Origin of the sequence: Bacillus sp. JJ1474, from assembly GCF_036965225.1 — a bacterium.
Lineage (GTDB): Bacteria > Bacillota > Bacilli > Bacillales > Cytobacillaceae > Cytobacillus.
The window spans coordinates 1-26,721 of record NZ_JBALPC010000163.1 but is presented as its reverse complement, the minus strand read 5'-3'; the positions used below and the strand labels follow the sequence as shown (position 1 = coordinate 26,721).

Sequence of the window (26,721 nt, the reverse complement as noted above, 5' to 3'; positions counted from 1 at the left end):
ATTCAAATATGCTGAGCTTTCAGCGATATTTGTTATATGGTCTGCTGTTCTTTCAAGATAGCGATTGACAAGTAATAATTGTACAAGCTGATTAGTTTCTTCTGGATGTTCACTAAGATAATTAGTAAGTTTTTTATATGTTTCAGCATAATATTTATCAACTTCATTCTCTAAGTTACTAACCTCTTTAGCGAGAGCAATGTTTTCTTCCATAAAAGATTGCAGTGCTTTTTGTAACATCTGAATAGATACTTCTTTCATCTGCTCTAGATCGGTCATAGACAGTAAAGAATTTGGTTTTCCAATCATGATGGTTGCTTTAGCCAGGTTTACAGCAAAATCCGCAATACGTTCGATTTCAGATGAGATTTTGAGTACACCTATGATGACGCGTAAATCTCTTGCAACAGGCTGTTCTTTTGCCATGAGCCAGATAACAAACTGATTAATTTCCATTTCTAGATCATTAATATTTGCATCTTCATCGATCACTTTTAAAGCGATCTCTACATCCTGTGTTTTTAAGGCATCAAAAGATTTTTCTAAGGCAACAATAGAGAGTTCTCCCATTTCGGTGATTTTACCCTTTATTTCCACTAAACTCTTCTCAAAGTTCTCACGAATAACCATTTGTTACCCCCTATTATCCAAATCGACCTGTTACATAATCTTCAGTTCTCTGATCTTTTGGTGTAGAAAAAATCTTATCAGTTTCATCGTATTCAACTATTTCTCCATTTAAGAAAAACGCTGTTTTATCAGAGATTCGCGCAGCTTGTTGCATGTTATGAGTAACGATGACAATCGTATAATCTTTCTTCATATTCGAAATTAATTCTTCTACTTTTAACGTCGAGATTGGATCTAGGGCTGAAGTAGGTTCATCCATTAAAATCACTTCAGGCTTCATCGCAATTGCACGTGCAATACAAACACGTTGCTGCTGACCGCCGGACAGACCTAGTGCGGATGTTTTAAGACGGTCTTTTACTTCGTCCCAAATCGCTGCTCCGCGCAAGCTCTCTTCCACAATATTATTTAATTCTTTTTTATTTTTAATACCTTGCATTCTTGGACCATAGGCAACATTGTCATAAATACTCATTGGGAATAAATTTGGTTTTTGAAAGACCATTCCGACTTTTGTACGTAATTTGATGACATCATTCGATTTATAAATATTTTCATGATCGATTTCAATATCACCGTTAATTTTCACACTGTCAATTAAATCATTCATTCGATTTAACGTTCGTAAAAAAGTCGATTTTCCACAGCCTGATGGACCAATTAAAGCAGTTACCTCTTTTTCACGAATATCTAGAGATACTCCAAACAGGGCTTGTTTATCACCATAAAATAAATTTAAATCCGTCACACTAATCTTCGTTGGACCTTCCTCTATTTGTGAAATTACCTTTTCTGTTTGATTTTGTTTAATCGCTCTCTCGCTACGTTCCATTACTGATGTGCTCATAAACATACTCCTTATTTATCGCAGATTAACGGACTGTAAGACCCCCATTTCAAAAGGATGAGGGAAACGAATATTCTAAGTAGTGGATCTAACAATCCGTAAATGCCCGATTAGTTCAACTAACAATCAGTGGTGGATGAAGGCAGACTAAGTACCCTTCCTGTCGCAACATCTGCACTAGTACATCCTGTGCATCGGAAAACTCCACTGATTGAGTTTCACTTTATTGGTCTGCTTTGTTTAATTTTTTCGATATAAATGTTGCTGAAAGATTGATAGCCAAAATAATGACGATTAGAACAATGCCAACTGCAGCAGCCAGTTCAATGTCCCCAGACTCTTGTGTTACTAAATAGGAATGTACTGTTAAAGTTCTAGCTGATGAAAGAATACTTTCTGGCATGGCAGCTACTGTTCCAGCAGTTAAAAAGATGGCAGCTGATTCACCAACAATTCGTCCAACCGAGAGAATGATACCAGATAATATTCCTGGCATCGCACTAGGCAAGATCACTTTATATAATGTTTGTAACTTTGTTGTTCCAAGAGCTAATGAACCTTCACGATACGACCCGGGAACTGTTTTTAAGGACTCTTCTGTTGTTCGTATAATAACAGGTAATACAATTATCGTTAATGTTAATGAAGCGGCAATAATGGACATTCCTAATTTTAATGTCGTTACAAAGAATACTGCTCCAAACAAACCATAAATAATCGAGGGAATACCTGTTAAACTTTCTGTTGCAAAGCGTATGATTCGAACTAACCGTCCCTGTTTCGCATATTCTTGTAAATAAACGGCTGCTAATATCCCGATTGGAGTGGCTATGATTAAGGAAATAACGACTGTGTAAATCGTTGTAACAACCATTGGCCAAATGCCGCCGCCTCCAGTTGGGGAATAATCTCCAAAGATGAAATCGAAGCTTATCAAATTCATCCCTTTATAAAAGATATATCCAACAATCATGAGGAGGACTGCAAGAGAAAGCAGAGCTGAAAGCCATAAAAATCCACGCAGCAAATTATCTTTCAATACTCTCACCTTATTTACCGCCCTTCGAACTAATTTTCGCTAATACAAAATTCAAAATTAATATAAAGGAGAATAAAACAATTCCTGTTGCAAACAGCATTTCTTGATGAGTGCCAGCTGCATAGCCCATTTCTAGCGCAATATTTGTCGTTAGTGGACGAACACTATCAGTTAGGCTAGTTGGTACGATTAAACTATTGCCAGCCACTAATATAACAGCCATCGTTTCTCCGATTGCTCGACCTAAACCTAATACAATTGCCGTCATAATCCCTGATTTAGCTGCTGGTACAATTACTTTGAAAATGGTTCCAATATGTGACACGCCAAGAGCTAGTGACCCTTCGCGGTATGTGTTTGGCACAGCACGAATCGCTGTTTCTGCCACTGTCACAATGGTTGGCAGCATCATGATTGCTAGTACAAGAATAACTGCTAATAAGCTTTGTCCTTTTACTAAGCCTAAAGAATTTTGCAAAAATGGAACGATGATCGCAAGTCCAAAAACACCGTACAAAACAGACGGGATACCTGCTAACAGCTGAATCGCAGGTGAAATGATTTTGGCTACTTTTTTTGAGGCTATTTCAGCTAAGAAAATCGCTGTAAATAACCCTATAGGAACTCCGATAATTAATGCCCCAATGGTTGCAAAAATGGATGCAACAATCATTGGAAATATACCGAATTTCTCTTCACTTGGTACCCAATCCGACCCTAAAATAAACTCCAAAAAGCTATAGCCCCCAGCTACAAATGGATGTGAGCCTTTATAAAAAACAAATCCAATGATTAACAATAAAGTGATGACTGAAAGAAGTGCACAAGTCAAGAACACTCTCGCAGATACCTTCTCTAACATATACTTCCTTTTATTTGCCTTACCGATTTCTGCATTGTGTTTTGTTAGGATAGACACTCAGTATTCCTCCAAGATTACTTTTAAAAATTATGTTATTACTTTACAGGGATTGCCCCTGCTTCTGCTGCAATAAGTTGACCATCTTCACTTAAGATGAAATCAATAAATTGTTGGCCAGCTTCTGTTAGCTTCCCATCTTTGTATACAAACAAGAAAGGTCGTGACAAACTGTATTTTTGTTGAAGAACATTTTCTGCAGTAGCTTCTACCCCATTAATGTCGATTGTTGAAATGGAGTCATCAATATATTCAAAAGAAATAAAGCCAACTGCATGTCTATTGTTTGCAACTGTCGTTTTGATATTTCCGTTACCACTTGCGATAATGGAGTTTCTAATTAATTCACCAGAGCTATAGTTAACAATTTCCTGGAACGCATCGCGGGAACCTGAACCATCCTCACGAGAGACAACGACTATTTCCATGTCATCCCCGCCTAGTTCTTTCCAGTTCGTAACTTCACCAGTAAAAATCTGTTTTACTTGTTCCAACGATAAATTTTTTACTTTATTGCTTGGATGAGTCACTACTACAATTCCGTCATAAGCAATAACGACTTCATTCAATCCTTGGGCTTTCTCTTCTTCTTTTAGATCCCGAGAAGACATACCAATTTCCGATACACCATTGATGGCGTTTGTAATACCAGCAGATGAACCAATTTGATTTATTTCAATTTTCGTATGATCTTTCTCGTTATATTTCGCGGCTAATTTTTCAGCAAGCGGACCAACAGATGTAGATCCTGAAATAGCTACTGTAGAATGACTGCCATTTGATGCTTTTGAATCAGTATCACTATTACTTGTACATGCTGTTAATATAGCTAGTAATGTTAGCAACGATAATCCCAATCTTAGTTTTTTTAAAATAAGCATTTATTACCTCCGACATAATAATGTTAGCGTGATTTTGTCGTATATTGTCTAATAGTAGAGTAAATTTGTAGTGTAAATTTTTCACACTAACTTTGTAAAGGTTTTGTAAATTTTATTAAAAACAATGTATTTTGTGTGAATTTTTGGTAAAGGGAAGTAAATTTTGGATATTGGAGATTGATCAACTCAAGATTATTTCACAATCGCTCAAATTGTTTTAGTAAAGCATGTCTTATCAAGAACCAATAAATATTTATTATGATTCTCTTGTCAAATTGACTTTTATCATTTTCAAAAAAAAACAAAGTACCATTAGGCTGAACACTAATGGTACTTTGTTTTATTATTTAATTATTAATTTATTCTGCTTCACCGGCTTTGAAGACGTGTTTCTCTTCGAACGATTGGAGCAATTTCCGTTGCTAACAATTCAATCCCTTTTGCAACATTCTTAAAGGGTTGGCCACCTATATCTAACTGTGCAAGGAAACGTTGGTGCCCAAAGAGTTCGTATTGTTTCAGGATCTTTTCGATGACTTGCTGTGGACTCCCCACGAACAAAGCAGTATCCGGACTACCCATATGTTCAAAATCATCTCTTGACATCCTTGTCCCCATTCCACGCTGACGGTTCACATATCCCCAGTAATTCGAGTAATAAGGATAAAACTCATCCTTTGCTTGCTGAGTTGTCTTAGCAATATAGGCATGGCCCGTTACACCAACCTTTAATGTTTCTGGTGCATGTCCAGCGTCTATTCCAGCTTGACGATAAAGATCGACAAGTGGCTTAAAACGTCTTGGATGACCACCTAAGATTGCTAAAGCCATTCCCACTCCAAACCTTCCAGCACGAACGGCACTCTCAGGTGTACCCCCAACTCCAATCCAAATTGGTAATTTTTCTTGTACCGGTCTTGGGGCAATTTCAGCATTCCTTAAAGAAGAACGGAACTTCCCTGACCATGTGACAGTCTCATTTTTGGTCAGTTGTAATAGAAGGTCCATATGTTCTTCAAACAACTCATCATAATCGTTTGTACTATAACCGAAAAGAGGAAATGATTCTATAAATGCTCCTCTGCCAGCCAGTATTTCAGCTCGGCCATCGGAAAGTAAATCTAATGTAGCAAAATCTTCAAATAGACGAACAGGATCAAGCGTACTTAAAACACTTGTTGTACTTGTTAATCTAATATGATTTGTTACTTGTGCAATAGCAGCTAATAGAACAGCAGGAGAAGAAGAAGCGTAATCCAGACGATGATGTTCTCCTACCCCAAATACATCTAGTCCCGCCTCATCAGCAAGCTTTGCGGCTTGAATGATTTCTTTTACTCTTTCCTTAATCGTTATCGTCTTCCCATTAAGGGGGTTCGGACCTATATCCGCAAGTGTGTATATACCAATTTCAATACCGGCACTTTCTTTAGCAGCCAATCGGATACCTCCTATATTATAAATTGATGCGGTTTTCAAAAGGATGATTGATTTCTTCTCATACATTCGCACCAATCTGTTTTAAATTGGTAACAGCCTCTTAAGTTACTTTATGTAAGTAAGTATATTTATATAATTAAATACTGTCAAGTAACTGAAATTTAATAACTGTTTTTTGATAATAGAGAGGTTTTTTTATGAAAAAGGTAGAAAAAAGACCCTGAAATCGCAAAAGTATTTTAAACGAAATCAGGGTCGGTTTAACAGGAATTTACTTTTAACTAGCAAAAATTATTTAGGAGTTACAATTTTATATCAGTCCAGTGATCGCTTCTACATGGATATCACATAAATCTTATAAAAAATAACATAAAAGATTTATGATATAACCTTATGGAAAAATTTATCCCTTCTTGGGGTCTATGCCACCCGCACCTCTTCATCTGGCATTGTTTTTCTCTAAAATTTAAACCCTTAGTGAGCCACGGAAACCCCTTGCAGCATAGTAGGAATCCGCTCCATTGTGGTACATAAAGACAGTGTCGTAACGACGATCACAAAAGATAGCCCCGCCAAGTTTTCTAATATTCGCAGGTGTTTGCACCCAGCTCGATGTTTTCATATCAAAATTACCAAGTATTTGCAGTTCCCGGTATTGTTCTTCCGTTAAAAGCTCAACGCCCATCGCAGTCGCCATACCAATAGCGCTATTTTCTGGTGGATGTTTTTTCCGTGACTCCAGCGCTTCATGATCGTAACAAACACTTCTGCGACCTTTAGGACTTTCAGCTGAACAATCATAAAAAATGTATTCGTTCGTTTTTTTGTCATAACCAACAACATCCGGCTCACCACCAGTTGCTTCCATTTCATTGAGCGACCACATTTTTTCAGTACTAGCTTCCAGCTTTGCCTGGACTTTTGCCCATTCAAGACCTTCATGGCGGTTCATGTTTGTATCAAAACGGTCTTTCAATATTCCAAGTATTTCTTCACGTTGTTCGGGTGATAACTTCCTATTTTCATTTACCATACTAAAACCTCCTCGTATCATATGTATAGAACTACTTATTTAAATTGCTTCGTCCCTCAGCACTTTCTTTTCAGTTAATTATCGCCAATTATCTTTGATTTTACTACTTATTTTTGTGCCTCACAATGTGTAAAGTGCATGTGGCAACTCACAGGTGCTGGAGGGTTTAATTATCTAGCCTATTTTTCTTTTTCATCTTCAACTATTGCTTATTCAACTCAAGTGCCCAATTGTTAAATATCATAGCTTTTAAATTAAAACCATCACAATCTCATCAACAAACAGTCTCCACACAAGACCAGTTTTTTGCATGTTTCAAAGTAATATCTATAAAACTTGATAATGCAGGGGAAACCCATTTGTTTTTGTGATAAACGACTTGGGAGTATATTTGTTTTAAATCAGCCTCGCAAGGAATCATTTTTAATTTTCCTTCCTTGATTTCATCCTGTACAGTCATTAAAGGTAAATAAGAAATGCCAAGCCCACTCATGACAGAACGCTTTATCGCCTCAATACTCCAAAATTCCATGATGTTGGAAGGTACAATCCCTCTATCCCGTAGAAACTCTTCAAATATTCTTCGATAACTGGCTTCTTTCTCGTTAGTAATGAAACACTCGCTAAGCTTCTGATTTTCATAGCTTTTAGGTAAACTACTCAGTGAACAATCAGGACTTCCAATGAGAACAATCGGCTCGTTCATTAACCGATGGATGACTAAATCTGAATCCTTAAACTGTGGCAACATGACAAACGCAACATCAGCACTACCATCAACGATGGCTTTCTTGTTATCTCCGCAAGTGGCGTTACTTAAACGGATGCTTACATGAGGAAATTTCTTTCGATATTCTCTTAATATTGGTTCTAAGCGGTAAACAGTTAGTGACTCAGGAGCCGCAATCTTTAACGTCCCTCTAATTTCCTTCCCCTCACTAGTAATGCTTTCAATTTTTCCATAAGTATCTAAAATTTCCTGTGTATAAGGTAACAGTTTCTTACCAATTTCAGTCAATCTAACCTTCCTCCCCATCCGATCAAACAGAGGTGCGCCTAAATGCTCTTCAAGCGTTTGAATATGAGAGGTCACTGTGGATTGAGTATAACCTAAATGTTCTGCCGCTTGTGTGAAACTACCTGTTTCAATGACCTTATTAAACGTAACAAAATGGCGTATTTCCAACACATCACCCGCCCTTAATATTCTCTTATTTCAATAGTATCAGAAAAATCAATGATTCACTTCATAAACTTCAATTTTACACATGATTAATTACTAGCTAAAATTAAGAATCATAGATAGAGAGGCGGTTTCGTTTTGAAACGTATTCACTTTAGCTGGTTTATTCTGACCGTAACATTTTTTTCCATCATTGTAGCTGGAATTGTTATGGCATCATCAGGGGTTTTCTTAACTCCTTTTGAAAGTGAATTTGGCTGGGATCGTTCCGTGATTTCCCTTGCTTTTGGTATTAGTCTGTTTTTCTATGGAGTATCAGGCCCGTTTATGGCAGCCTTACTAGAAAAAATAGGACTAAAGAAAATGATGCTAGCCTCTATGGGAACCTTGCTGATTGGACTCCTATTAACTTACTTAATGAATCAATCTTGGCACTTGATTATTATTTGGGGAATTATTATTGGACTTGGATCAAGTCTTTTCTTAACGGTATTAAGTCCATATGTGGCAAATCATTGGTTTAAAGAAAAAAGGGGACTTGCAACCGGAATATTAACGGCAAGTACGGCTATGGGCCAATTAATATTACTTCCTGTCTTAGCAATGGTTATCGAAAGTTACTCGTGGCGATGGGCTATGGGGTTAATCATTGCTCTTAGCATCATTATGTTCATCATCATCTTTTTATTTATGAAAAACTCACCGAAAGACATCGGGGTTCTTCCATATGGTCAAAGTGAAGATATGGAGGAAATGCATGAAATTCAAAATGGAAATCCGATAGTCATTGCTTTCAAAGGATTTTTCGATGCTGTGAAGGCAAAAGAATTTTGGTTATTAGCAGGTAGTTTCTTTATGTGTGGACTTTCAACGAGTGGATTGATTGGGACACATTTTATTTCTTACTGCATTAGCTTTGGAATTCCGCTAGTTACTGCTGCTTCATTACTTTCATTTATGGGCGTTTTTAACATCGTGGGAACAACTCTATCCGGCTGGCTGTCAGATCGTATCGATAATCGCTGGCTCTTGTTTTGGTATTATCTGCTTAGAGGGGGTTCTCTCGTATTCCTACCTTTTGCATTAATGAAGGGTGATCTTACTTGGATTATTGTTTTTACTGTGTTTTATGGTTTAGATTGGGTGGCTACTGTACCACCCACAATTAATATTACAAGACAAATCTTTGGACTTCAGAAGAGCGCTATTATTTATGGTTGGATTTATGCCTCTCACCAAGCAGGTGCTGCAGCAGCTGCTTATGGTGGAGGTATAGTCTATAAATATTTCAATACTTACACTTGGGCGTTTTTTATGGCTGGAGTTTTCTGTTTATTTGCAAGCTTATTTGTCATTATTATTAAAAAACAACAGTAAGGACTATAGGCGTAGTAGTAGAACCATAACAATCTGGGGCTTTACCATTGTCAACACTGACTTATGGGATAGCCCCTGCTTATCATTTCTATCCTTGTATTTCCAAGATCCTAAAATAAAGATAATCCAAGGTAAACGGCAGCCCCCCATATGACTAAGGCTGATACTTTATTTAATGTCAACATAAAACTTCCTGATTTATCGAGTTTTCCAGTGATTCGTCCAGCTAATGCAAGCCCTAAAAACCAAACGCAAGAAACCAAAATACACGAAACAGCAAAAACTATTTTTTCATCTCCCTCGTATCTTAACGAGCTTGAACCAATTACACCTACCGTGTCCATGATTGCATGTGGGTTCAGCAAGGAAACGGATGCTGCAAACAATACTTGTTTTTTTAATGGAAATTTCTTCGCGATATCTTCTCTTTCATTACTAGGTTTCCTATTCCATGTTGTCCATCCCATATAAATTAAAAAGATCAAACCTGCCCCTAAAAGAATCGTTTTAATCCAAAATGAACTTAAGATAAGTAATGAAACGCCTAACACAGATACGGTAATCAAAAAAGCATCACAAAAAGAGGCTGTAATGACAACGGGTAAGGCTCTAATAAAACTTGGTTGAAGTGCCCCTTGATTAAAAACAAAAACATTTTGAACACCAAGAGGCAAAATAAGTCCTAGTGCAAGAATACTTCCATGAATAAATGGCTCTAACATCCAAAGTTCTCCTTTTCTTTTTATTAACTAGTCTTATTTTAGTTAGTATCTTTCACATTGTCTCCAACCAATTGGATGGATTCTATACCAACCAAGTAATATAATGGTATAAAGAATGATTAAAAAGGAGAACCGTTTATGTTTTCAGTTAATTGGAAGCCCAATAAGTCCTCACCTATACCATTGCATAAGCAAATTGCTGATTTTATGAAAGAAAAAATATCGAATGGTGAATGGACAATAGGATATAAGCTTCCACCCCAACGCACGTTAGCAAAGGCTTTGGAAGTAAATCGGAGTACAATAGTTACTGCCTTTGATGAATTAACTGCAGAAGGACTTATCGAAGGAAAAAGTGGCAGCGGTACGAAGGTGATTAATAATACATGGAATCTATTGGCTACAGCATCCCCTCCTGATTGGAGTTCATATGTTAAGTCGGGCATTCACAAACCTAACCTTCCAACCATTCAAGAAATTAATCAAGCTGAATTTATTCCTAACATCATCCGTTTAGGAACCGGCGAATTATCACCTGATCTTTTGGCTGGCAGGTCAATGAAACAAATTTTTGAAAAGCTGTCTATGAAAGAACTTTCTTATGGTTATGAAGAGCCAAAAGGGCTATTGCCATTAAGGGAGGAAATAAGTAACTATTTAAAAACGATTGGTATTGAGGCTTCCCCTTCTTCCATTTTAATTGTTTCAGGTGCCCTGCAAGCCTTGCAACTTATTAGTGTTGGTTTATTACATAAAGGCTCTACTGTATTAACGGAAAAACCATCATATCTTCATTCACTTCATGTCTTTGAGTCAGCGGGTATGCGTTTAGTTGGCATTCCATTGGATAAAGAAGGGATTAAGGTGAATGATATTCCACAATATAAAAAGCTGAATAAAGCTGCTTTACTTTATACAATTCCTTCATTTCAAAATCCAACTGGAACTTTAATGACTGTTGAAAGGCGTAATCAATTGTTAAACAAATGTCAACAAGAACAATTACCTTTAATCGAAGATGATGTTTACCGGGAATTATGGTTCGAAGAGAGACCTCCAAATCCTGTTAAGGCATTCGACAAAAATGGACTTGTTCTATATTTGGGAAGTTTATCTAAAACTTTAAGCCCCGGCTTTAGAATTGGCTGGGTAGTTGGTCCAGAGCCGGTTATTGAGCACTTAGCAGATATTAAAATGCAAACTGATTATGGTTCAAGTTCCTTGTCACAATGGGCTGCTGTAGAATGGTTTTCCAGTGGACTTTATGATCAACATCTGAATGAAATTAGAAAACAACTGAAAATACGAAGAGATTTTACCTTAAATATTTTAAATAAGTATTTTTCTAATTTGGCAACATGGGAAAAACCAAAGGGAGGGTTTTATGTTTGGATACGATTAATACCGCCCATTTCAATAAGAAAACTATTTGAAACGGCACTTGCAGAAGGCATATTACTAAATCCGGGAAATATTTATGATATTCAGGCTGACCAATATCTACGTATTTCCTATTCCTTTGCATCTCTTTCAAATTTAGAGGATGGTCTACGCCGCTTATCAATGATAGTAAGAAGACTAATCTAAATTAATACATCTGTCCCCTATTGCGCACGCCAAGGCAAACGATTCACTACCCAATAAGGGCACTATTACACCTGACAAATAATCCGTGCTAGTTTACTCCATACTAGGATAGTAAATACTAGTTGGAGGTTCGTTCAACATGCCAAACAAACAAAATCAGCCAAAGCGAAACGCTTTTCCCCCACAGCATCAAAACAAGCAGCCTGGATTAGAAAGTCGAATGGATCCAAAACCAACCTCGATTGATCCCAATTATAAGGGATCAGGGAAATTAAAAGGAAAAATAGCTTTCATTTCAGGTGGTGACAGCGGAATTGGAAAAGCAGCAGCCATCTATTTTGCTAAAGAAGGGGCAAATATTGCGATCAACTACCTAGAAGAGCATGAAGATGCAGACGAAACAAAGCAATTAATAGAGGCGGAAGGGCAAGAATGTTTATTACTTCCAGGAGATATCGGAAATGAGTCCTTTTGCAGGGAGATTGCCAATAAAACGATTGACCATTTTGGGAAAATAGATGTATTAGTAAACAACGCTGCAGAGCAGCACCCTCAGGATAGTCTCCTGAATATTTCTTCTTCCCAACTGGAAAGAACCTTTCGGACTAATATTTTTTCTTATTTTTATTTAACAAAAATGGTTCTGCCGTATTTACAAAAAGGCAGTTCCATTATTAATACCACTTCCATAACAGCCTATGCCGGACATGAACAGCTGATTGATTACTCAGCAACGAAAGGGGCAATCGTTACCTTTACTAGATCTCTTGCGATGTCACTTTCAGGAAAAGGAATTCGTGTAAACGGTGTAGCGCCGGGACCCATTTGGACCCCACTAATCCCATCTACATTCTCTGTCGATAAGGTAGCTCAATTTGGAACCGACACACCGCTTGGACGTGCAGGACAGCCATACGAACTAGCACCAACCTATGTATATTTGGCAAGTGACGATTCATCCTATGTAAGCGGGCAGATTATTCATGTGAACGGCGGCACGATCGTAAACGGATAAATTTTTTCAAATAGGGAGAAAACGGGCACCATACGAAGTTCATGGTGTCCTTGAAGATTGAATAAGTGCATTGCGTCTTTGACGCAAGCAAAACAAAGATTGAAAAAGACAGCTTATTAAACGGCAGCTGTCTTTTTTCAATCTTTGTCCTTTAATTCTCATCTTTTGTTTTCGCACACTTTATTTGGATACTCCATACCAAAATACAGTCCAAGCTTTTTCAAAGCGATTTAGAAAATCATCATAAATAAAGCTCTCCGTAAATAATCCATCTAACAAGAAATAAAAAGCTGATTGGAACGTTTGTTCAGGTATATCTCTTAATTGTCCTTCTTCTATTCCTTGAGTATATAATTTGTTTACAATCTCGTCTATTTCATTATCTCCTTTTTCTACAATTGCTTTAACTTCTTCTTTTAATTCTACAGGTGGAAATAGTAAAAAGCGTACATACATCATACCTTCTTGTTTATTTAGAATAAAATCACAGCTATTTTTAAATAATAAATAAAGCCTTGTTTCTAAATCCTCATTTCTATGTCTCTCATATGTATCCTGCATTCTCATAAGTAAAGCGTCCATAACCATGTCTGCTACGTATAAGTACAAATCATTTTTACTTTTAAAGTGGTTGTATATCGAGGGTTTTTGAATCCCTACTTCTTTTGCGATTTGCGATAACGTTGTGCCTTCATAGCCGTGCTGAGCAAACAAACGCTTAGCTGCTTCAATAATTTGGTCTTTCGTATTCAATTCCTTCATCCTTTCAAAAAAACAGTTGAAAATAAACAAAATCAACGTTATACTAACTACCGTTAGTTAATTATAAAACAAAGAAGGTGTTTGAACAAATATGTGGATTTTAGTCATCATTGCAGGCATCTTTGAAGTTGGTTGGGCCACAGGATTAAAACATGCCAACTCGCCTTTAGAATGGACTTTTACTATTATAGGAGTTGTTGTTAGTTTTATACTGCTTGTCCGAGCTGCTACAACTTTACCTACAAGTACAGTATACGCCGTTTTTGTAGCATTGGGTACAGTTGGAACAGTGTTAGTTGATATCATTATCTTTCATGCACCTTTTAATTTGGGTATGCTCTTCTTTCTTGTCTTACTGCTTGTGGGAGTGCTTGGGTTAAAACTTGTCACCGGTAAGCAGGATGCAGAAAGGAGTCAAGAAGGATGAGTTGGTTATTCTTAATTATCGCAGGTATTCTTGAAATTGTTGGTGTTACTGGTATGCAGATTATGGGGAAAGGTCAGAAACTAAAAGGATTCCTAATTATATTGATTGGTTTTATTTTTAGTTTTACCTTTCTTAATCTTGCGATGAAGACCGTTCCTTTAGGTGTCGCTTATGCAGTTTGGACAGGAATTGGAACTGTAGGTAGTGCGATCATAGGAATGTTGTACTATGGTGAGTCCAAAGATAAATTGCGTATTTTCTTTATTGCATTGGTAGTAGTGGCAGTAATCGGTCTAAGATTAGTATCTTAATCAAAGAAATTTTTGAAGAAGGTTGCTAGTTTGGTTGAGGAAGGGAAGCTGCGTCCGCTTTTGGATTCAAATATTTTACGTTTGATGAGGTCTCAAAAGCCCATGAGTATATGGAGTCAGGTAAGGCGATAGGAAAAATTGTTTTGAAAAATAGTTGGTAATATTAATGCATCTTTGAATAAACGCTTCAACAACTTTACTTTAAATTCATTTAAAAGCAGATGTTCAATAGAATCTGTATAAGATTCTCGAATTACCGTCTGCTTTTTTTAAATAAAAACCATTAGGGAATAGTACTAGAAATTTTGATTCCGCTAAAGAGGAATACGATTCGTGGTTATACTATTTGGTACCTGACAATTGTCGAATACTCTTTATCATTCCTCTTCAGGAACCACTCAAATTATAACAAGCATTATTGTTATTTATCCATAAAAAAGAAGCCTATCTCTAGACTTCTTTAGTCACCTTATTTATTTTTCAGCTCCAACACTGCCACATTTTCCACATGCGCCGTTTGAGGAAACATATCCACCGGCTGAATCATATCAACCTTGTAACTAGAACTCAATACATCAATATCCTTCGCCAAAGTCGATGGATTACATGATACATACACAACCTTCTTTGGCTTCACTTTCAAAATCGTTTTTAAAAGCTGTTCATCAAGCCCTGTCCGTGGAGGATCCACAATGATAACATCTGGCTTCCATCCCTCTTTTACCCATTTCGGCAGCAGGACTTCAGCTTTTCCAGTGACATATTTAGCATGCTTAATCCCATGACGAGTAGCGTTTTTCTTAGCATCTTCGATGGATTCTGGGATGATGTCCATTCCGCGAATCTCAGCCGCTTGCTCCGCTACCCATAAGCCAATCGTTCCGACTCCGCAATAGGCATCCACTACTTTTTCTTTCCCTGTTAATCCTGCCGCATTTTTCACTTCATTATAAAGCTTGACCGTTTGTTCAGGGTTTAGCTGGAAAAATGTCCGTGCTGACAGTTCGAAGGATAGATCGCCAAGCGTTTCTTGGATAAAGTCATTTCCTTCAAGATTGACTGTTTCTTCACCAAAAATTAAGGATGTTTTTTGTCCATTAATGTTTTGGATGATGGACTTCACTGCTGGCAGTCGCTTTTTAATCTCTTGGATAATGAGATCTTTTTTCGGAAGTTCTTTTTTTGCTGTAATTAAGACGATTTGCAGCTCGCCTGTTTGAATGCCGACTCTTGTAACGATTGTTCTAATTAGACCTTTTCTTGTTTTTTCATTATATATCGGTATTTTCAGATCTTGCAGTATCCTTTTTACGGTTACAGTTGCATTGCTTGTTTGCGGATGCTGAACTGCACATTGGTCAATATTGATAAGACGGTGGGAATTCATTCCATATAGACCAGCCAGCACTTTTCCGTCTTTTAGTCCAACTTGGAATTGGCTCTTATTTCTGTAATTCCATGGGTCGTCCATTCCGATCGTATCTTTAATATCAATTTGATTTGGGTTCAACTTCGTATGTCTTTCCAGCGCCTGAATGACAATATCACGTTTTTCTTTCAGCTGCTGGCTATATTGCAAATGCTGAAGCTGGCAGCCCCCACACTGTTCATAAATCGGGCATGGCGGCTGGACACGATGCTCTGACTTTTTACGGATTTTCTTTATTTTTGCCTCTGCGAATTTTGGGTTTACCTTCGTTGCTTCAACAACAACCTCTTCCCCAGGCAATGCTCCAGGCACAAAGACAACCTGCTTTTTAAAATAGCCTACGCCCTCACCATTTATTCCGAGCCGTTTAATTGTCAGTGGAAAAGTTTGATTTAGTTTGAGTTTTGCTGTTTGTTCTTGTTTCATGATGCTCGATCACTCCAGATTATTCGATGCTTCTCCATAAATAAAGGGAAGCATAGCTTAAGTAAGGTTCCCAGCCTTTTGAATAATTCTCCATTTGCTCTACAGCTGGTTTCGCTTCTAATTGATATAATTTTTTCAAGGCATTTTGAATGCCTATGTCTGCCGTTGGAAAAAGATTTGGACGGCCTAGACCAAACATGAGGAAATTTTGAACCGTCCATGGTCCAACTCCGCGCAATTTAATTAATTGTTTAAAAATGTCCTCATCTGATTGTGATTTTAGTTCATCAAAGTTGAGGTTTCCTTCTATTACTTCTTTAGCAATGCCAATCACATATTCCGCTTTGCGTCCGCTGAACTGGAGCTCACGAAGATCTTCTACGGTAAGCTCGGCGACTTTTTCCGGCAGGGGGTAGAACCAAACGCCCTCTTTTTCAAATCCGAAAGTTTTGACAAACCGCTCTGTTAAAGTATGGGCAAAGGACATATTCAGCTGCTGGTGGATAATGCATTTTAATAGACAGTTATACGGTGAAAAATCGAGAACAATGGGTGTGCCATAGTGTTGTTCAAAGATCTCTTTAAGGTCCGTATTCTTGAAATGTTGGCCAATCATTTCAAGTGGAGTAAGCCATTGAAAAATTTCCGCTAATCTTTTATCGGCTTTTTCCTTATATTTGCCCTCTGTCCCATCAATCAAGAATTCGGGGGCTAAAGTTGTTCCATTTGCTTTTACTATTGCCACAATCGGTTCATCTTCAATCAGCAGTGGCACTTTTACCGATCGATTGACTATATCCACTTGATTAAGCGGGTCGATGGAAAGCCTGTCCAGTACAAGATCAAAATTGTAAGGGCCTTTTATTTGTATTGTTTCCAAGAATGATCCGTCCTTTAACCATTTTTCCGTCATTATAGCATTTTTTCTTATGCTTTGACTAAAGCTGTATCTTGGAAACATAAAAAGACCCATTATTGGGTCTAATTAATAAATATATCAGCCAATGCTGATGTTTATCGGTCAGTTCCACCAATATATCGGTCACTTTTTGATTATATCGGTTAGTTCTACCAATATAATATATCGGCCACTACCCAAAAATTCTTCAATATAGCATTCTCTCCTCCATGCCTATACTCATCATCAAATCATCCAAGCTTTTAAACGTGTAGCCCCGCTTTTTCAAATCTTGTATCGCTTTTTCCAGTGCATCGGCATTGTCTTTAGATACGGTGTGAAGCAGCAGAATGGCCCCTGGATGAATTTGTTTCATGATGTTGTCGTAGGAATATTGCCAGCCTTTTTGCTGATCGACCACCCAATCTTTAAAAGCTAAGGACCAGAAGATGTGAGTATAGCCATGCTGTTTAGCCACTTTAATCGTTCGTTCGCTAAAAATGCCGCGGGGTGGGCGCAAATATGCCATCGTTTTTATTCCTGTTAGTTGTTCCGTCCCCTCCCGTACCATTTCCAATTCCTTAGCAATTTTCTCGTCACTAATAGTTGTCATATCAGGATGATGCCAGGAATGGTTGCCGATAATATGACCTTCGTTGGCCATTCGTTTGACTAGATCAGGTGCAGTTTTTAAATAATGCCCCGTAATGAAAAATGCTGCTGGCACCTTTTCCTTTTTCAATACGTTTAAAACTTTTTCTGTATAGCCATTTTCATAGCCATTATCAAAGGTTAAATAAATTTCTTTTTTCGTTGTATCTCCTTTGTAGTAGGCACCCAGCCGTTCTAGCATATCATCTAAACCTTTACCTGCATCGGCTGGCTGCTCATTTGAGCCCTTTTTAAATCCCCAATGAATAGGAGAGTTGGCGTAATTGGCATAGGCTGTTGATGAAAAAAACAAGAAAATGGCACTTAATATGAGCAAATGTCTAAGTGATTTCATCTCTGCACTCCTCTTTTATTTTTTCTTATTGTTTGTGCAGGCAGGCAAAACATTCGCGCCAAACCATGCCAATAAACTCCATAAAAAAAGCCCTAGCCATTTCAATGACTAGAGCCAAACAATATTAAAATACGCGCTCTTTAAATTGAGCCAACTTCTCTAAAGATGATTTATCAACATCCGCATGCAAACTGTTTCCGTGTGAATCCATTGTGACTACAGCAGTAAATCCTTCAACTTTTAAATGCCACATTGCTTCAGGAATACCAAATTCCATCAAATCAACGCCTTCAACATCCTTAATACAATCCGCATAATATTGAGCCGCACCGCCGATTGCGTTTAAGTACACACCGCCATGTTCTTGAAGAGCTGCCAAAGTTTTCGGACCCATTCCGCCTTTTCCGATCACCGCGCGGATGCCAAATTTCTTCATGATATCGCCTTGGTATGGCTCCTCACGAATACTTGTTGTTGGACCCGCTGCCTTCACATGCCACTTTCCTTCAGCATCTTTCAGCATAACAGGACCACAGTGGTAAATAACTTGGCCATTTAAATCAACTGGTGCGTCATGTGACATTAAGTGGTGATGGATCGCGTCACGGCCAGTGTACATTCTGCCGTTAATTTGAACGACATCTCCAACTTTTAAGTTGCGAATTTGTTCTTCTGTAATAGGAGCTTGTAAAGTAATCACTTCAGCTTTTGTCTCGGCAGCTGCCGCTGTTTCTTTTTCAGCCTCAGTTGCAGCGAAATCGATGTTTTCGCCTTCTTGATACATCCATTCGTTGATTTCACCAGTTTCAGCATTTACAGCAACACCTAAACGGCGGAATGCCCAGCAGTTATAGGCTACAGAAACAAAGAAGCTGGCAGGAATACGGTTCATCACACCAATTTTACAGCCTAATAGGGTTGTCTCTCCGCCAAAGCCCATTGTACCGATTCCAAGCTTGTTGGCATTCTCCATGACATATTCTTCAACTTTGCGAAGATCTTCATTTGGATTTACATCATCGTTTGAACGGAATAACTGTTCCTTAGCAAGATCATATCCTGAAGAACGATCTCCGCCAATACCAACGCCGATAAAGCCAGCGCTACACCCTTGTCCTTGTGCTTGGTAAACCGAATGCATGATACATTTACGAATGCCATCGAGATCACGGCCTGCACGACCAAGTCCTTCAAGCTCACAAGGCAAGCTGTATTGAATATTTTTATTTTCACAGCCGCCCCCTTTTAAAATAAGGCGGGCATCGATATAATCATTTTCCCATTGATCAAATTTAATAACTGGAACACCTAATCCAAGATTGTCCCCGCTATTATCCCCTGTTAGCGAGTCAACTGAATTCGGACGAAGCTTTCCATCCTTCGTAGCTTGTACAATCGCATTTCTAATTGCTTCTTTCATTTCAAGCTGGTTTGCACCAACAGGCGTCTTAATTTTGAAGGTTGGAAGACCTGTATCCTGACAGATTGGTGAAACATTATCATCAGCCATTTTAATATTATTCGTGATAGTCGCTAAACTCATAGCTGATCTAGTTCCAGCACTTTCATTTTCCTTCGCAGCCTGAATTGCACGACGTACGTCTTTTGGAAGCCTTGTTGATGTTTCAACAATTAGCTGATACATACTCTCTTGAAACTTTTCGATATTCATCCTCGTTCCCCTTCCCCTTTGCGAGTATATCTATTTTTTCAAATAATTATAATTGCCGTCTATATTATACTCCTAAAATGGAGGTAATTAAAGATAAAGCACTCATTCTGATTGAGGAAAAGGTGACCATACTAACTGGATTCCAAAATAAAAAGAGCCACTAAGGCTCTTTTTTAATCACGATTATTGAATTCGCGGCATTTCGATTCAATGTCGTCAATGATTTCTATCAGACGGTCGATATCATCAATATCTGCTTCTTCTGGCTCAATAGCATCCAGAACGTCAAGAAACATATTTAACCGCTGTTTTAAAAATACCACTTGGTTGTTTTTATCTTGTATCGGACTACCCAAAATGTTCTCTCCTTTCGTAACGATAACATACTACCGAAAAACTCCTCTTTTCGCAAATTGAATATTTATATTATGATCAATTGTTTGGTTAAATAAAATTATGACGATTTTCCTTTGGATACGTGAAGACGTTCATCCTTAACTATCTTCGAGCTACATTTTTCTTTACGAAGGAAGTAATAAACCCTTCTTAACTATATTCGTCGGCATTTTTTCATCACGAAGGGCGTTATATAGTCCTCTTAACTACCTTCCACTGCATTTTTTCTTCACGAAGGGTGTTATATAGTCCTCTTAACTACCTTCCACTGCATTTTTTCTTCATGAAGGGAGTTATAAAACCTTCTTAACTACCTTCCACTGCATTTTTTCTTCATGAAGGGCGTTATATAGTCCTCTTAACTACCTTCCACTGCATTTTTTCTTTACGAAGGGAGTAATAAACCCTTCTTAGCTACCTTCTACACCATTTTCCTTCACTATGGGCGTATATAACACCCCCACCCTCATTTAACCCGACAATACTCCACCGAAAGCTCCCCATTCCTCACTTCCATCCGAATTCCTCTCCAGCCTTCAGAAAGCTTTTTTTGTTGCGCTTCCGTATCCCCCATTGGAATAAACATGCTCTCGCTCCAATTAGGCTCCGCGCTCTCCTCCAAATCCATCACAAAAATATAACGTAGGCTGCCGCCATATTTCTCCTTCAGCGCAGCTATCCGCATGCCTTGTGAGAATTTATCCTTTAAGCTAGGAATATTGAATGGAGCCACGGTACAGCAAACATATCGATAGCCATGATCATTCTTAGATAATTCCTTCATAATCAGCCCAGCCAACGTCTTCTGCAACTGATTTCCGCGATAATCAGGTAGGACATTTGAGATTTCCTGATAAATAACTTTTGACAGTTCAGATTCACCAAGGCCGATATCTAGCCCTAAGTGCTCTTCATCCATAACGGGCACTAATAAAGCACGAAAAGCAATTAGCTTTCCATCAACAAATGCCCCAATCATCAATCCATTGCCCTCTAAAATATATTGAAACTCTTCCTCGGTCAGTGGCTGAAGTGTATTTTTTCCATTTAGATGTGAAATGACTTGATCCTGAACTTCCAAAATCCTTGCTACATCCGCCATCGTTAAAGGCTGGACAACAAAGGGGATCTTTTGGCCTTCCTTAATTAACGTTCCTTCATATATATGCATCACCTAAACACCACTCCTAGCGAACAACATCCTGTAAGACGGTTAATTCATTCAATACTTCTTCATTTATATCTACACCTAACCCCGGTTTCTCAGTTAAGCGGATAAATGGAACATCGTAATGAAGATTGCCGATATCCTTTGAAAATTTTAATGGCCCTGTAAGCTCAACACTTGTGATGACTTTTTTAGAAAAAGCAACATGGAAGCCTGCAGCAGAGCCGACAGATGATTCAACCATAGATCCAATCTGGCACTCAATTCCAGCTAACTCTGCCTGGTGTGCAAGTTTGACCGCGGGATAAATGCCGCCGCACTTCATCAATTTAATATTGACTTTGTGGGCTGCACGCTTTTGGATGATCTCGAGCATTTCTCGCTGTCCCTTTAAGCCTTCATCAATCATGAGAGGAACTGTTGTTTTCGCGTTTATTTCAACCATCCCATCTATATCATCAGCCACAACCGGCTGTTCTACCCAATCTAAATGGCAATCGCGCAATTGATTTAATGCGACAAGAGTGTTGGCACTATTTCTCCAGCCTTGGTTCACATCGACTCGAATGGCGATATCATCCCCAACCTTCTCACGGACAGCTTGAATACGCTCAACATCCTTCCTGACATCTGTGCCCACCTTCATTTTAAAAGAACGATAGCCTTGCTCAAGCATGGAAGTAGCTTCACTTGCCATATGTTCAGGTTCGGCAATGCTTAACACATGTGTAATTGGGAACTCATCATGATAACGTCCGCCAATCAGCTGATAAACCGGCTGCTGTATTTTTTTGCCCATAATATCAAAGCAAGCAATATCAATAGCTGCTTTAGCCGTTGGAGCTCCGTATATCGATTTATTCATTATGTCGTGAATTTTTTCGATTTCCATTGGGTTTTGGCCAATAAGAACAGGTGCAAGTGTATTTTTAATAATGGTGTAAACACCCTCTAACGATTCCCCAGTCACGTGCTCATCTGCTACACCTTCCCCGTATCCAACAATTCCTTCGTCTGTTTCAATTTTAACAATAACAGAAGGCATATCATTGTAAGTGTGATAGCTGACAACAAAGGGTACATGCAGCGGTAAATGAATAGCATAAAGATGGATAGCGGTTATTTTCATAAAATTTTTCTCCTTTTTCGTTTAAAATTTTCAAATAATTTGTTATAGTTGTCGTTAAACAGTCGTTAATTATAAAAAATAAAATCCCCCTTCAAGAGGTGAAACATGCAAACAAAAATCGCTGTCATAGGTTCAGCTGAATTTTTCGAACAGATTCAATCTGTTTCGGAACAAGTCCCAAATATTGAATTAGAGGGGTATATTTATAAACAGCCACAGGAAGCTGAGTACTTAATTAAACAAATTAAGCCATGTGACGTTGTCTTCCTATCCGGTACATTGCCCTATTTATTTTCCCAAAAGTATCATGAACAATTGCCGATCCCTATCCTCTATTTAGCACAGGATGAAATGACGGTCGCCTCAACGCTGCTTGCTGCATTATACCATAAGAAGATTTCATTGGATCGAATTTCAATTGATTTATTTGATGCTTCCATTGTTTCCAACGTCCTGGATGCAGTTGATATTAAGACAAGCCCCTTGCATGTTAGAGATTATGAGGATATTTTACTGCAAGAACCGTATGACTTTGAACAGCTTGTTTCCTTTCATCACTTATTGTGGAAGCAAGGGGAAATTGATTTAGCGATTACAAGTGTACATGTTGTTTATAACCAATTAATCCTTCAAGGCGTTCCTGCCATTCGGATGGCTGATCCAAAGACTGCCTTGATTCGCGGTCTACAGGATGCGAAGGCAAAGGCTGAGTATGTGAAAAGCCAAGCTTCACAAGTGGCTGTCGGCTATATATCCGTTGATTCACTAAATGAACAACAACGGAAAAATCTTGATACATTTGCACACGAGATTTATGCAACTGTTCAGCAATTAAATGATTCTCAGTTTGTCTTGTACAGCACTAGAGGAGACATAGAGTCGATGAGACATGAAGACCTCAATCAATTATTTTCTAAAACGGATGGTAATGCCATTGGCTTTGGCTATGGTGCGACCATGAAGGAAGCTGAAAAAAATGCCCTAATTGCTTTAGGTTTTGCCGAGAAAAATGAGAATAGCAACTGTTGTTTTATTTTAACAGAAAAAAAGGATCTTCTTGGCCCTTTCCCACAATTGCATAAACAGCAAAAACTCGTAAATGATCACCCTGATTTATACCTTATCGCACAAAAAGCAAAATTAAGCCCTGCCAACCTCTCAAAAATCATTAAGTTTTCCAAGGACATTCATCAGTTTACTTCAGCTGATCTGGCAGATTTTCTTCAAGTCACTAGGCGTACAGCTGAAAGAATGATAAAAAAGCTAACTGACCATGGGTACATTCAGATTGTCGGTGAGGAGATGACCTATCAGCAGGGCCGTCCGCGAGCTCTATATAAACTGAATATCCCGATTTATTTTTAAGGAAAAAAGGAAAGTTCTGTTAAGGAACCTTCCTTTTTTATGTTACGCCTTCATTACTAGTTCATCTTTTTTCTGCAGCTCAAGCTTTTCCTTATCAGTTAGCTTTACAATAGAGAAACCAGTATATGCAAAGATGATTGAGAGAATAGGAACAACAAAGTTTAAGATTGCGTATGGAGCATATTCAAATGTATGAACACCAAGTGTTGCAAGGATGAATACACCGCAAGTATTCCATGGAACAAACACAGAGGTTAGCGTTCCCCCATCCTCCAGTGCACGGGATAAGTTTTTAGAATGCAAGCCTTTATCACGATAAGCTTTTGCAAACATGCGAGATGGGATAACGATTGAAATATACTGCTCTGAACAAGAAACATTTGTTGCAAAACATGATACAACTGTTGAAGCTACTAAGCTCTTTGCAGATTTTGCAAGCTTTAATAATTGGTTCACAATCGCTTGAAGCATACCTGTATTTTCTAAAATTCCTCCAAATGTCATCGCCACAATTGTCATTGAAACAGTATACATCATTTCATCTAAACCGCCTCGGTTAAAGAGATTGTCAACCATTTCATTGCCAGTGTCAATGAGGAATCCGCTTTGTAAAGCAGCGACCGCATCGGCAACATTTCCGCCTTGTACAAAAATCTGAGCTAGGAAACCTAGCAAGATACCAATAATAAGAGCCGGTATGGCTGGAACTTTTTTAGCAACGAGAACAATAACGAGAACAGGAACTATTAATAGGAATGGAGAAATAACAAAACTGTCCTGAAGAACCTGAATCGTTTGATCAATGCTTTGTGCATCCATGGCTCCAGCCGCAAATTTTCTTCCCATAATAGCATAAACGATTAAAGCAATCGTGATCCCTGGGATCGTTGTGTAAAGCATATGTTTAATATGGACAAATAAATCCGTGTCAGTTAAACCTGCCGCTAAGTTAGTCGTGTCTGAAAGCGGTGACATTTTATCTCCGAAATAAGCGCCAGAAATGATTGCACCCGCAATCATCGGAGCAGGAATTCCCATACTTAAGCCAATTCCCATTCCCGCAACCCCAATCGTACCCATTGTGGACCAGGAGCTTCCAATTGCCAATGAAACGATACAGCAAATAACACAGATAGCTACAAGAAATAGAGATGGTGTAATAATTTTTAACCCATAATAAATCATAGTCGCAACGATTCCGCCGCCTATCCAAGCACCAATCGTTAAACCTACTAGCATAATAATAATGACTGCAGGAAGAGCTAGACGTATCCCCTTATACATCATCTCTTCAATTTCATCCCATTTGAATCCTACACGCCATGCTACAATAGCAGCAGTTGAGGTTCCCACAATAAGCGGAATATGCGGCCCTTGTTCTAATACAACTACCGCTATTGCCATGACCACAATCATTACCAATAGCGGAATAATGGCAAGACCAAACGTCATCTCCCTTTTTTGCACGTTCATTTCCCCTTTTTTATCGTTTTTCCAAACAAAACCAATTTTTCGACTATTTTTAATTGTCGTTAAATAGTCGTTAATATGGTATATAATAAACTGTCCTAGGCATTCCGTCAATTTATTTTTATAAAAAAACGAATCTACTCTTTTAGGCATTTCTTATAAGTTGTAAGCTTATCTTTGACATAAGAGCATTTTATTTTAGATGATAATGGATTTTATTTTAAAGGAGAGCAAAATGATTAAAAATATGCTGCAGGTAAAACCTGCAAACGATCAATGGGAAGCCTATCAGGATATGGATGAGTTTGGAAAGCTTACTCTTTCCAATATTGAATTTACAACAACAGTTTTATGCAATATGCGCTGTGAGCATTGTGCAGTTGGATATACTCTACAGCCAAAGGATCCTAAGGGACTGTCCGTTGATTTATTACTTAGGAGGCTTGAAGAGGTGCCACATTTGAGGGCACTAAGTATTACAGGCGGAGAACCTATGCTGTCGAGGAAATCCGTGGAGGAATATGTAGTCCCCTTACTTCGATACGCACATAATCGTGGGGTCAAAACGCAAATCAACTCGAATTTAACGCTGGAATTAGCTAGATACGAGGAAATCATCCCTTACTTAAATGTACTACATATTTCTCACAATTGGGGTACGGAGGAAGAATTTATTGAAGGCGGCTTTGCCATGATGGAACGGAAGCCAACGTATGAGCAAAGACAGAAGCTTTTTATACGCATGATTGAAAATAGTCAGGAATTAGTTAAAGCTGGTGTTATGGTTTCAGCCGAAACGATGTTAAACAAGCGGACCCTGCCTTACCTCGAGAAAATCCACAAGCAAATTGTGGAGGAAATGAAATGCCAGCGCCATGAAATTCATCCAATGTATCCATCTGATTTTGCATCCAATTTAGAAACGCTGTCATTAGATGAGATTCGTTCCGCAATTCATCATTTATTGGATATTCGAGATGAAAATACTTGGATGTTGTTTGGCACCTTGCCTTTTTACGCTTGCAGTGGCAATGAAAAGGATTTGGAGTTGTTGACACGCTTATATGCTGCGAAAAATGTTACAGTTCGAAATGATCCAGATGGCCGTTCCCGTTTGAACATTAATATTTTTACGGGAGATGTCATTGTGACGGATTTTGGTGATACTCCGGCGCTGGGGAATGTCCAATCTGATCAACTCACGGACATTTTCGACAAATGGCTTGATACCGATTTAGCCCGATCATTAAATTGCCACTGTCCTGAAGTACGCTGCCTAGGACCTAATGTACTGGTGAAAAATAGTTACTACAAGGGTATTAATTTTATGAATTTGACTAGTAAGTTGTCTCGGCTTTAGTAGGGATCAGGTCGGCAATGTGGGGCTTGAAGGGCTCATATCGCCATTCGACTATGGGTTTCTGTATCGAAGGACGTTATGAACCTCTTTTAAGGACCTTCGACCAGAGGTTTCCGAATCGAAAGGCGTTATGACACCCTCTTAACGACCTTCGACCATAGTTTTCCGTATCAAAGGGAGTTGTGGACCCTTCTTAACGACCTTAGACCTTGGTTTTCTGTATCGAAGG

Annotated in this window: 25 protein-coding genes and 1 pseudogene; 8 read left to right on the top strand and 18 right to left on the bottom strand. The window is 38.4% G+C overall.

What is annotated here, in order from left to right; all coding sequences use genetic code 11:
- The 8 genes from phoU to V7164_RS18570 all read right to left on the bottom strand — a co-directional run.
- On the bottom strand, nucleotides 1-630 hold a 630-nt coding region (phoU, locus tag V7164_RS18605; protein ID WP_335354854.1), incomplete at its 3' end, for a phosphate signaling complex protein PhoU.
- Between the two features lie 13 nt (nucleotides 631-643).
- Nucleotides 644-1,483 (bottom strand): phosphate ABC transporter ATP-binding protein PstB, encoded by an 840-nt coding sequence (pstB, locus tag V7164_RS18600; RefSeq protein WP_438824110.1) that lies wholly within the window; start codon nucleotides 1,481-1,483, stop codon nucleotides 644-646.
- Between the two features lie 217 nt (nucleotides 1,484-1,700).
- Nucleotides 1,701-2,525, bottom strand: coding sequence for a phosphate ABC transporter permease PstA (gene pstA, locus V7164_RS18595; protein WP_335345969.1), 825 nt, complete (start codon nucleotides 2,523-2,525; stop codon nucleotides 1,701-1,703).
- 1 nt (nucleotide 2,526) lies between these two features.
- A complete protein-coding gene (gene pstC / locus V7164_RS18590; RefSeq protein ID WP_335345968.1) occupies nucleotides 2,527-3,435 on the bottom strand; it encodes a phosphate ABC transporter permease subunit PstC in 909 nt (302 codons plus the stop codon).
- A 38-nt stretch (nucleotides 3,436-3,473) separates the two neighbouring features.
- Nucleotides 3,474-4,316 carry a phosphate ABC transporter substrate-binding protein gene (locus V7164_RS18585; RefSeq protein WP_335345967.1) on the bottom strand — a complete coding sequence of 281 codons (843 nt, stop codon included), beginning with the start codon at nucleotides 4,314-4,316 and terminating at the stop codon, nucleotides 3,474-3,476.
- A 369-nt stretch (nucleotides 4,317-4,685) separates the two neighbouring features.
- Complete coding sequence (locus V7164_RS18580; protein ID WP_335345966.1) at nucleotides 4,686-5,756, bottom strand: LLM class flavin-dependent oxidoreductase; 1,071 nt, start codon at nucleotides 5,754-5,756, stop codon at nucleotides 4,686-4,688.
- A gap of 466 nt (nucleotides 5,757-6,222) precedes the next feature.
- A complete protein-coding gene (locus tag V7164_RS18575; protein WP_335345965.1) occupies nucleotides 6,223-6,789 on the bottom strand; it encodes a DUF4256 domain-containing protein in 567 nt (188 codons plus the stop codon).
- A 274-nt stretch (nucleotides 6,790-7,063) separates the two neighbouring features.
- Nucleotides 7,064-7,978, bottom strand: coding sequence for a LysR family transcriptional regulator (locus V7164_RS18570; RefSeq protein WP_335354853.1), 915 nt, complete (start codon nucleotides 7,976-7,978; stop codon nucleotides 7,064-7,066).
- Nucleotides 7,979-8,110: 132 nt separating this feature from the next.
- Between V7164_RS18570 and V7164_RS18565 the strand changes: the two genes are divergently transcribed.
- Nucleotides 8,111-9,349: an MFS transporter gene (locus V7164_RS18565; RefSeq protein ID WP_335345963.1), complete on the top strand. Its 1,239-nt coding sequence runs from the start codon at nucleotides 8,111-8,113 to the stop codon at nucleotides 9,347-9,349.
- A gap of 110 nt (nucleotides 9,350-9,459) precedes the next feature.
- On the opposite strand, the gene V7164_RS18560 is transcribed toward V7164_RS18565, so the two are convergent.
- A complete protein-coding gene (locus V7164_RS18560) occupies nucleotides 9,460-10,071 on the bottom strand; it encodes a LysE/ArgO family amino acid transporter (RefSeq protein ID WP_335354852.1) in 612 nt (203 codons plus the stop codon).
- Between the two features lie 138 nt (nucleotides 10,072-10,209).
- Between V7164_RS18560 and V7164_RS18555 the strand changes: the two genes are divergently transcribed.
- Nucleotides 10,210-11,658, top strand: a complete 1,449-nt coding sequence (locus V7164_RS18555; RefSeq protein ID WP_335354851.1) for a PLP-dependent aminotransferase family protein — start codon at nucleotides 10,210-10,212, stop codon at nucleotides 11,656-11,658.
- A gap of 139 nt (nucleotides 11,659-11,797) precedes the next feature.
- Nucleotides 11,798-12,673, top strand: a complete 876-nt coding sequence (locus tag V7164_RS18550; protein ID WP_335354850.1) for an SDR family oxidoreductase — start codon at nucleotides 11,798-11,800, stop codon at nucleotides 12,671-12,673.
- A 180-nt stretch (nucleotides 12,674-12,853) separates the two neighbouring features.
- Here V7164_RS18550 and V7164_RS18545 read toward each other — a convergent pair whose 3' ends face one another.
- Nucleotides 12,854-13,426: a TetR/AcrR family transcriptional regulator gene (locus tag V7164_RS18545; protein ID WP_335354849.1), complete on the bottom strand. Its 573-nt coding sequence runs from the start codon at nucleotides 13,424-13,426 to the stop codon at nucleotides 12,854-12,856.
- 100 nt (nucleotides 13,427-13,526) lie between these two features.
- On the opposite strand from V7164_RS18545, the gene V7164_RS18540 reads away from it, so the two are divergent.
- From V7164_RS18540 to V7164_RS18530, 3 genes and pseudogenes are all read left to right on the top strand, one after another.
- Nucleotides 13,527-13,862 (top strand): DMT family transporter, encoded by a 336-nt coding sequence (locus V7164_RS18540; RefSeq protein ID WP_335354848.1) that lies wholly within the window; start codon nucleotides 13,527-13,529, stop codon nucleotides 13,860-13,862.
- The gene (locus tag V7164_RS18535; protein ID WP_335345958.1) at nucleotides 13,859-14,173 is read left to right on the top strand and encodes a DMT family transporter; all 315 of its coding nucleotides are present in this window, start codon (nucleotides 13,859-13,861) and stop codon (nucleotides 14,171-14,173) included. Before V7164_RS18540 ends, V7164_RS18535 begins: the two co-directional genes overlap by 4 nt.
- Nucleotides 14,174-14,200: 27 nt before the next feature.
- Nucleotides 14,201-14,334: pseudogene (locus V7164_RS18530) on the top strand (zinc-binding dehydrogenase); the annotation flags it as partial.
- Nucleotides 14,335-14,642: 308 nt separating this feature from the next.
- Here V7164_RS18530 and rlmD read toward each other — a convergent pair.
- The 7 genes from rlmD to V7164_RS18495 all read right to left on the bottom strand — a co-directional run bounded on the left by rlmD (nucleotide 14,643) and on the right by V7164_RS18495 (nucleotide 22,297).
- On the bottom strand, nucleotides 14,643-16,028 hold the full coding sequence (rlmD, locus tag V7164_RS18525) for a 23S rRNA (uracil(1939)-C(5))-methyltransferase RlmD (RefSeq protein WP_335354847.1): 1,386 nt from the start codon (nucleotides 16,026-16,028) through the stop codon (nucleotides 14,643-14,645).
- Nucleotides 16,029-16,047: 19 nt separating this feature from the next.
- Complete coding sequence (locus V7164_RS18520; protein ID WP_335354856.1) at nucleotides 16,048-16,941, bottom strand: DNA-3-methyladenine glycosylase family protein; 894 nt, start codon at nucleotides 16,939-16,941, stop codon at nucleotides 16,048-16,050.
- Nucleotides 16,942-17,134: 193 nt separating this feature from the next.
- Nucleotides 17,135-17,932 (bottom strand): delta-lactam-biosynthetic de-N-acetylase, encoded by a 798-nt coding sequence (pdaA, locus tag V7164_RS18515; protein WP_335347084.1) that lies wholly within the window; start codon nucleotides 17,930-17,932, stop codon nucleotides 17,135-17,137.
- A gap of 124 nt (nucleotides 17,933-18,056) precedes the next feature.
- A complete protein-coding gene (locus tag V7164_RS18510) occupies nucleotides 18,057-19,604 on the bottom strand; it encodes a fumarate hydratase (RefSeq protein WP_335347085.1) in 1,548 nt (515 codons plus the stop codon).
- Nucleotides 19,605-19,777: 173 nt separating this feature from the next.
- A complete protein-coding gene (locus V7164_RS18505; protein WP_335347086.1) occupies nucleotides 19,778-19,960 on the bottom strand; it encodes an SE1561 family protein in 183 nt (60 codons plus the stop codon).
- 506 nt (nucleotides 19,961-20,466) lie between these two features.
- The gene (locus V7164_RS18500; RefSeq protein WP_335354846.1) at nucleotides 20,467-21,174 is read right to left on the bottom strand and encodes a GNAT family N-acetyltransferase; all 708 of its coding nucleotides are present in this window, start codon (nucleotides 21,172-21,174) and stop codon (nucleotides 20,467-20,469) included.
- A gap of 13 nt (nucleotides 21,175-21,187) precedes the next feature.
- Entirely contained in the window at nucleotides 21,188-22,297 is a 1,110-nt protein-coding gene (locus V7164_RS18495) for a mandelate racemase/muconate lactonizing enzyme family protein (protein ID WP_335354845.1), read from the bottom strand.
- Between the two features lie 105 nt (nucleotides 22,298-22,402).
- On the opposite strand from V7164_RS18495, the gene V7164_RS18490 reads away from it, so the two are divergent.
- Entirely contained in the window at nucleotides 22,403-23,662 is a 1,260-nt protein-coding gene (locus V7164_RS18490; protein WP_335354844.1) for an HTH domain-containing protein, read from the top strand.
- A 42-nt stretch (nucleotides 23,663-23,704) separates the two neighbouring features.
- Here the strand turns inward: V7164_RS18490 and nhaC are convergent, their stop codons facing one another.
- Nucleotides 23,705-25,135 (bottom strand): Na+/H+ antiporter NhaC, encoded by a 1,431-nt coding sequence (gene nhaC / locus V7164_RS18485; protein WP_438824728.1) that lies wholly within the window; start codon nucleotides 25,133-25,135, stop codon nucleotides 23,705-23,707.
- A gap of 232 nt (nucleotides 25,136-25,367) precedes the next feature.
- On the opposite strand from nhaC, the gene yfkAB reads away from it, so the two are divergent.
- Nucleotides 25,368-26,492 carry a radical SAM/CxCxxxxC motif protein YfkAB gene (yfkAB, locus tag V7164_RS18480; RefSeq protein WP_335354843.1) on the top strand — a complete coding sequence of 375 codons (1,125 nt, stop codon included), beginning with the start codon at nucleotides 25,368-25,370 and terminating at the stop codon, nucleotides 26,490-26,492.
- The last annotated feature ends 229 nt before the right edge of the window (nucleotides 26,493-26,721 follow it).

Bases quoted from the DNA above. Each gene is read 5' to 3' on its own strand.
- pstB (WP_438824110.1), bottom strand. From the start codon at position 1,483: ATGTTTATGAGCACATCAGTAATGGAACGTAGCGAGAGAGCGATTAAA.
- V7164_RS18585 (WP_335345967.1), bottom strand. From the start codon at position 4,316: ATGCTTATTTTAAAAAAACTAAGATTGGGATTATCGTTGCTAACATTA.
- V7164_RS18575 (WP_335345965.1), bottom strand. From the start codon at position 6,789: ATGGTAAATGAAAATAGGAAGTTATCACCCGAACAACGTGAAGAAATA.
- V7164_RS18560 (WP_335354852.1), bottom strand. From the start codon at position 10,071: ATGTTAGAGCCATTTATTCATGGAAGTATTCTTGCACTAGGACTTATT.
- V7164_RS18555 (WP_335354851.1), top strand. From the start codon at position 10,210: ATGTTTTCAGTTAATTGGAAGCCCAATAAGTCCTCACCTATACCATTG.
- V7164_RS18550 (WP_335354850.1), top strand. From the start codon at position 11,798: ATGCCAAACAAACAAAATCAGCCAAAGCGAAACGCTTTTCCCCCACAG.
- V7164_RS18540 (WP_335354848.1), top strand. From the start codon at position 13,527: ATGTGGATTTTAGTCATCATTGCAGGCATCTTTGAAGTTGGTTGGGCC.
- V7164_RS18535 (WP_335345958.1), top strand. From the start codon at position 13,859: ATGAGTTGGTTATTCTTAATTATCGCAGGTATTCTTGAAATTGTTGGT.
- rlmD (WP_335354847.1), bottom strand. From the start codon at position 16,028: ATGAAACAAGAACAAACAGCAAAACTCAAACTAAATCAAACTTTTCCA.
- V7164_RS18520 (WP_335354856.1), bottom strand. From the start codon at position 16,941: ATGACGGAAAAATGGTTAAAGGACGGATCATTCTTGGAAACAATACAA.
- pdaA (WP_335347084.1), bottom strand. From the start codon at position 17,932: ATGAAATCACTTAGACATTTGCTCATATTAAGTGCCATTTTCTTGTTT.
- V7164_RS18510 (WP_335347085.1), bottom strand. From the start codon at position 19,604: ATGAATATCGAAAAGTTTCAAGAGAGTATGTATCAGCTAATTGTTGAA.
- V7164_RS18495 (WP_335354845.1), bottom strand. From the start codon at position 22,297: ATGAAAATAACCGCTATCCATCTTTATGCTATTCATTTACCGCTGCAT.
- V7164_RS18490 (WP_335354844.1), top strand. From the start codon at position 22,403: ATGCAAACAAAAATCGCTGTCATAGGTTCAGCTGAATTTTTCGAACAG.
- nhaC (WP_438824728.1), bottom strand. From the start codon at position 25,135: ATGAACGTGCAAAAAAGGGAGATGACGTTTGGTCTTGCCATTATTCCG.
- yfkAB (WP_335354843.1), top strand. From the start codon at position 25,368: ATGATTAAAAATATGCTGCAGGTAAAACCTGCAAACGATCAATGGGAA.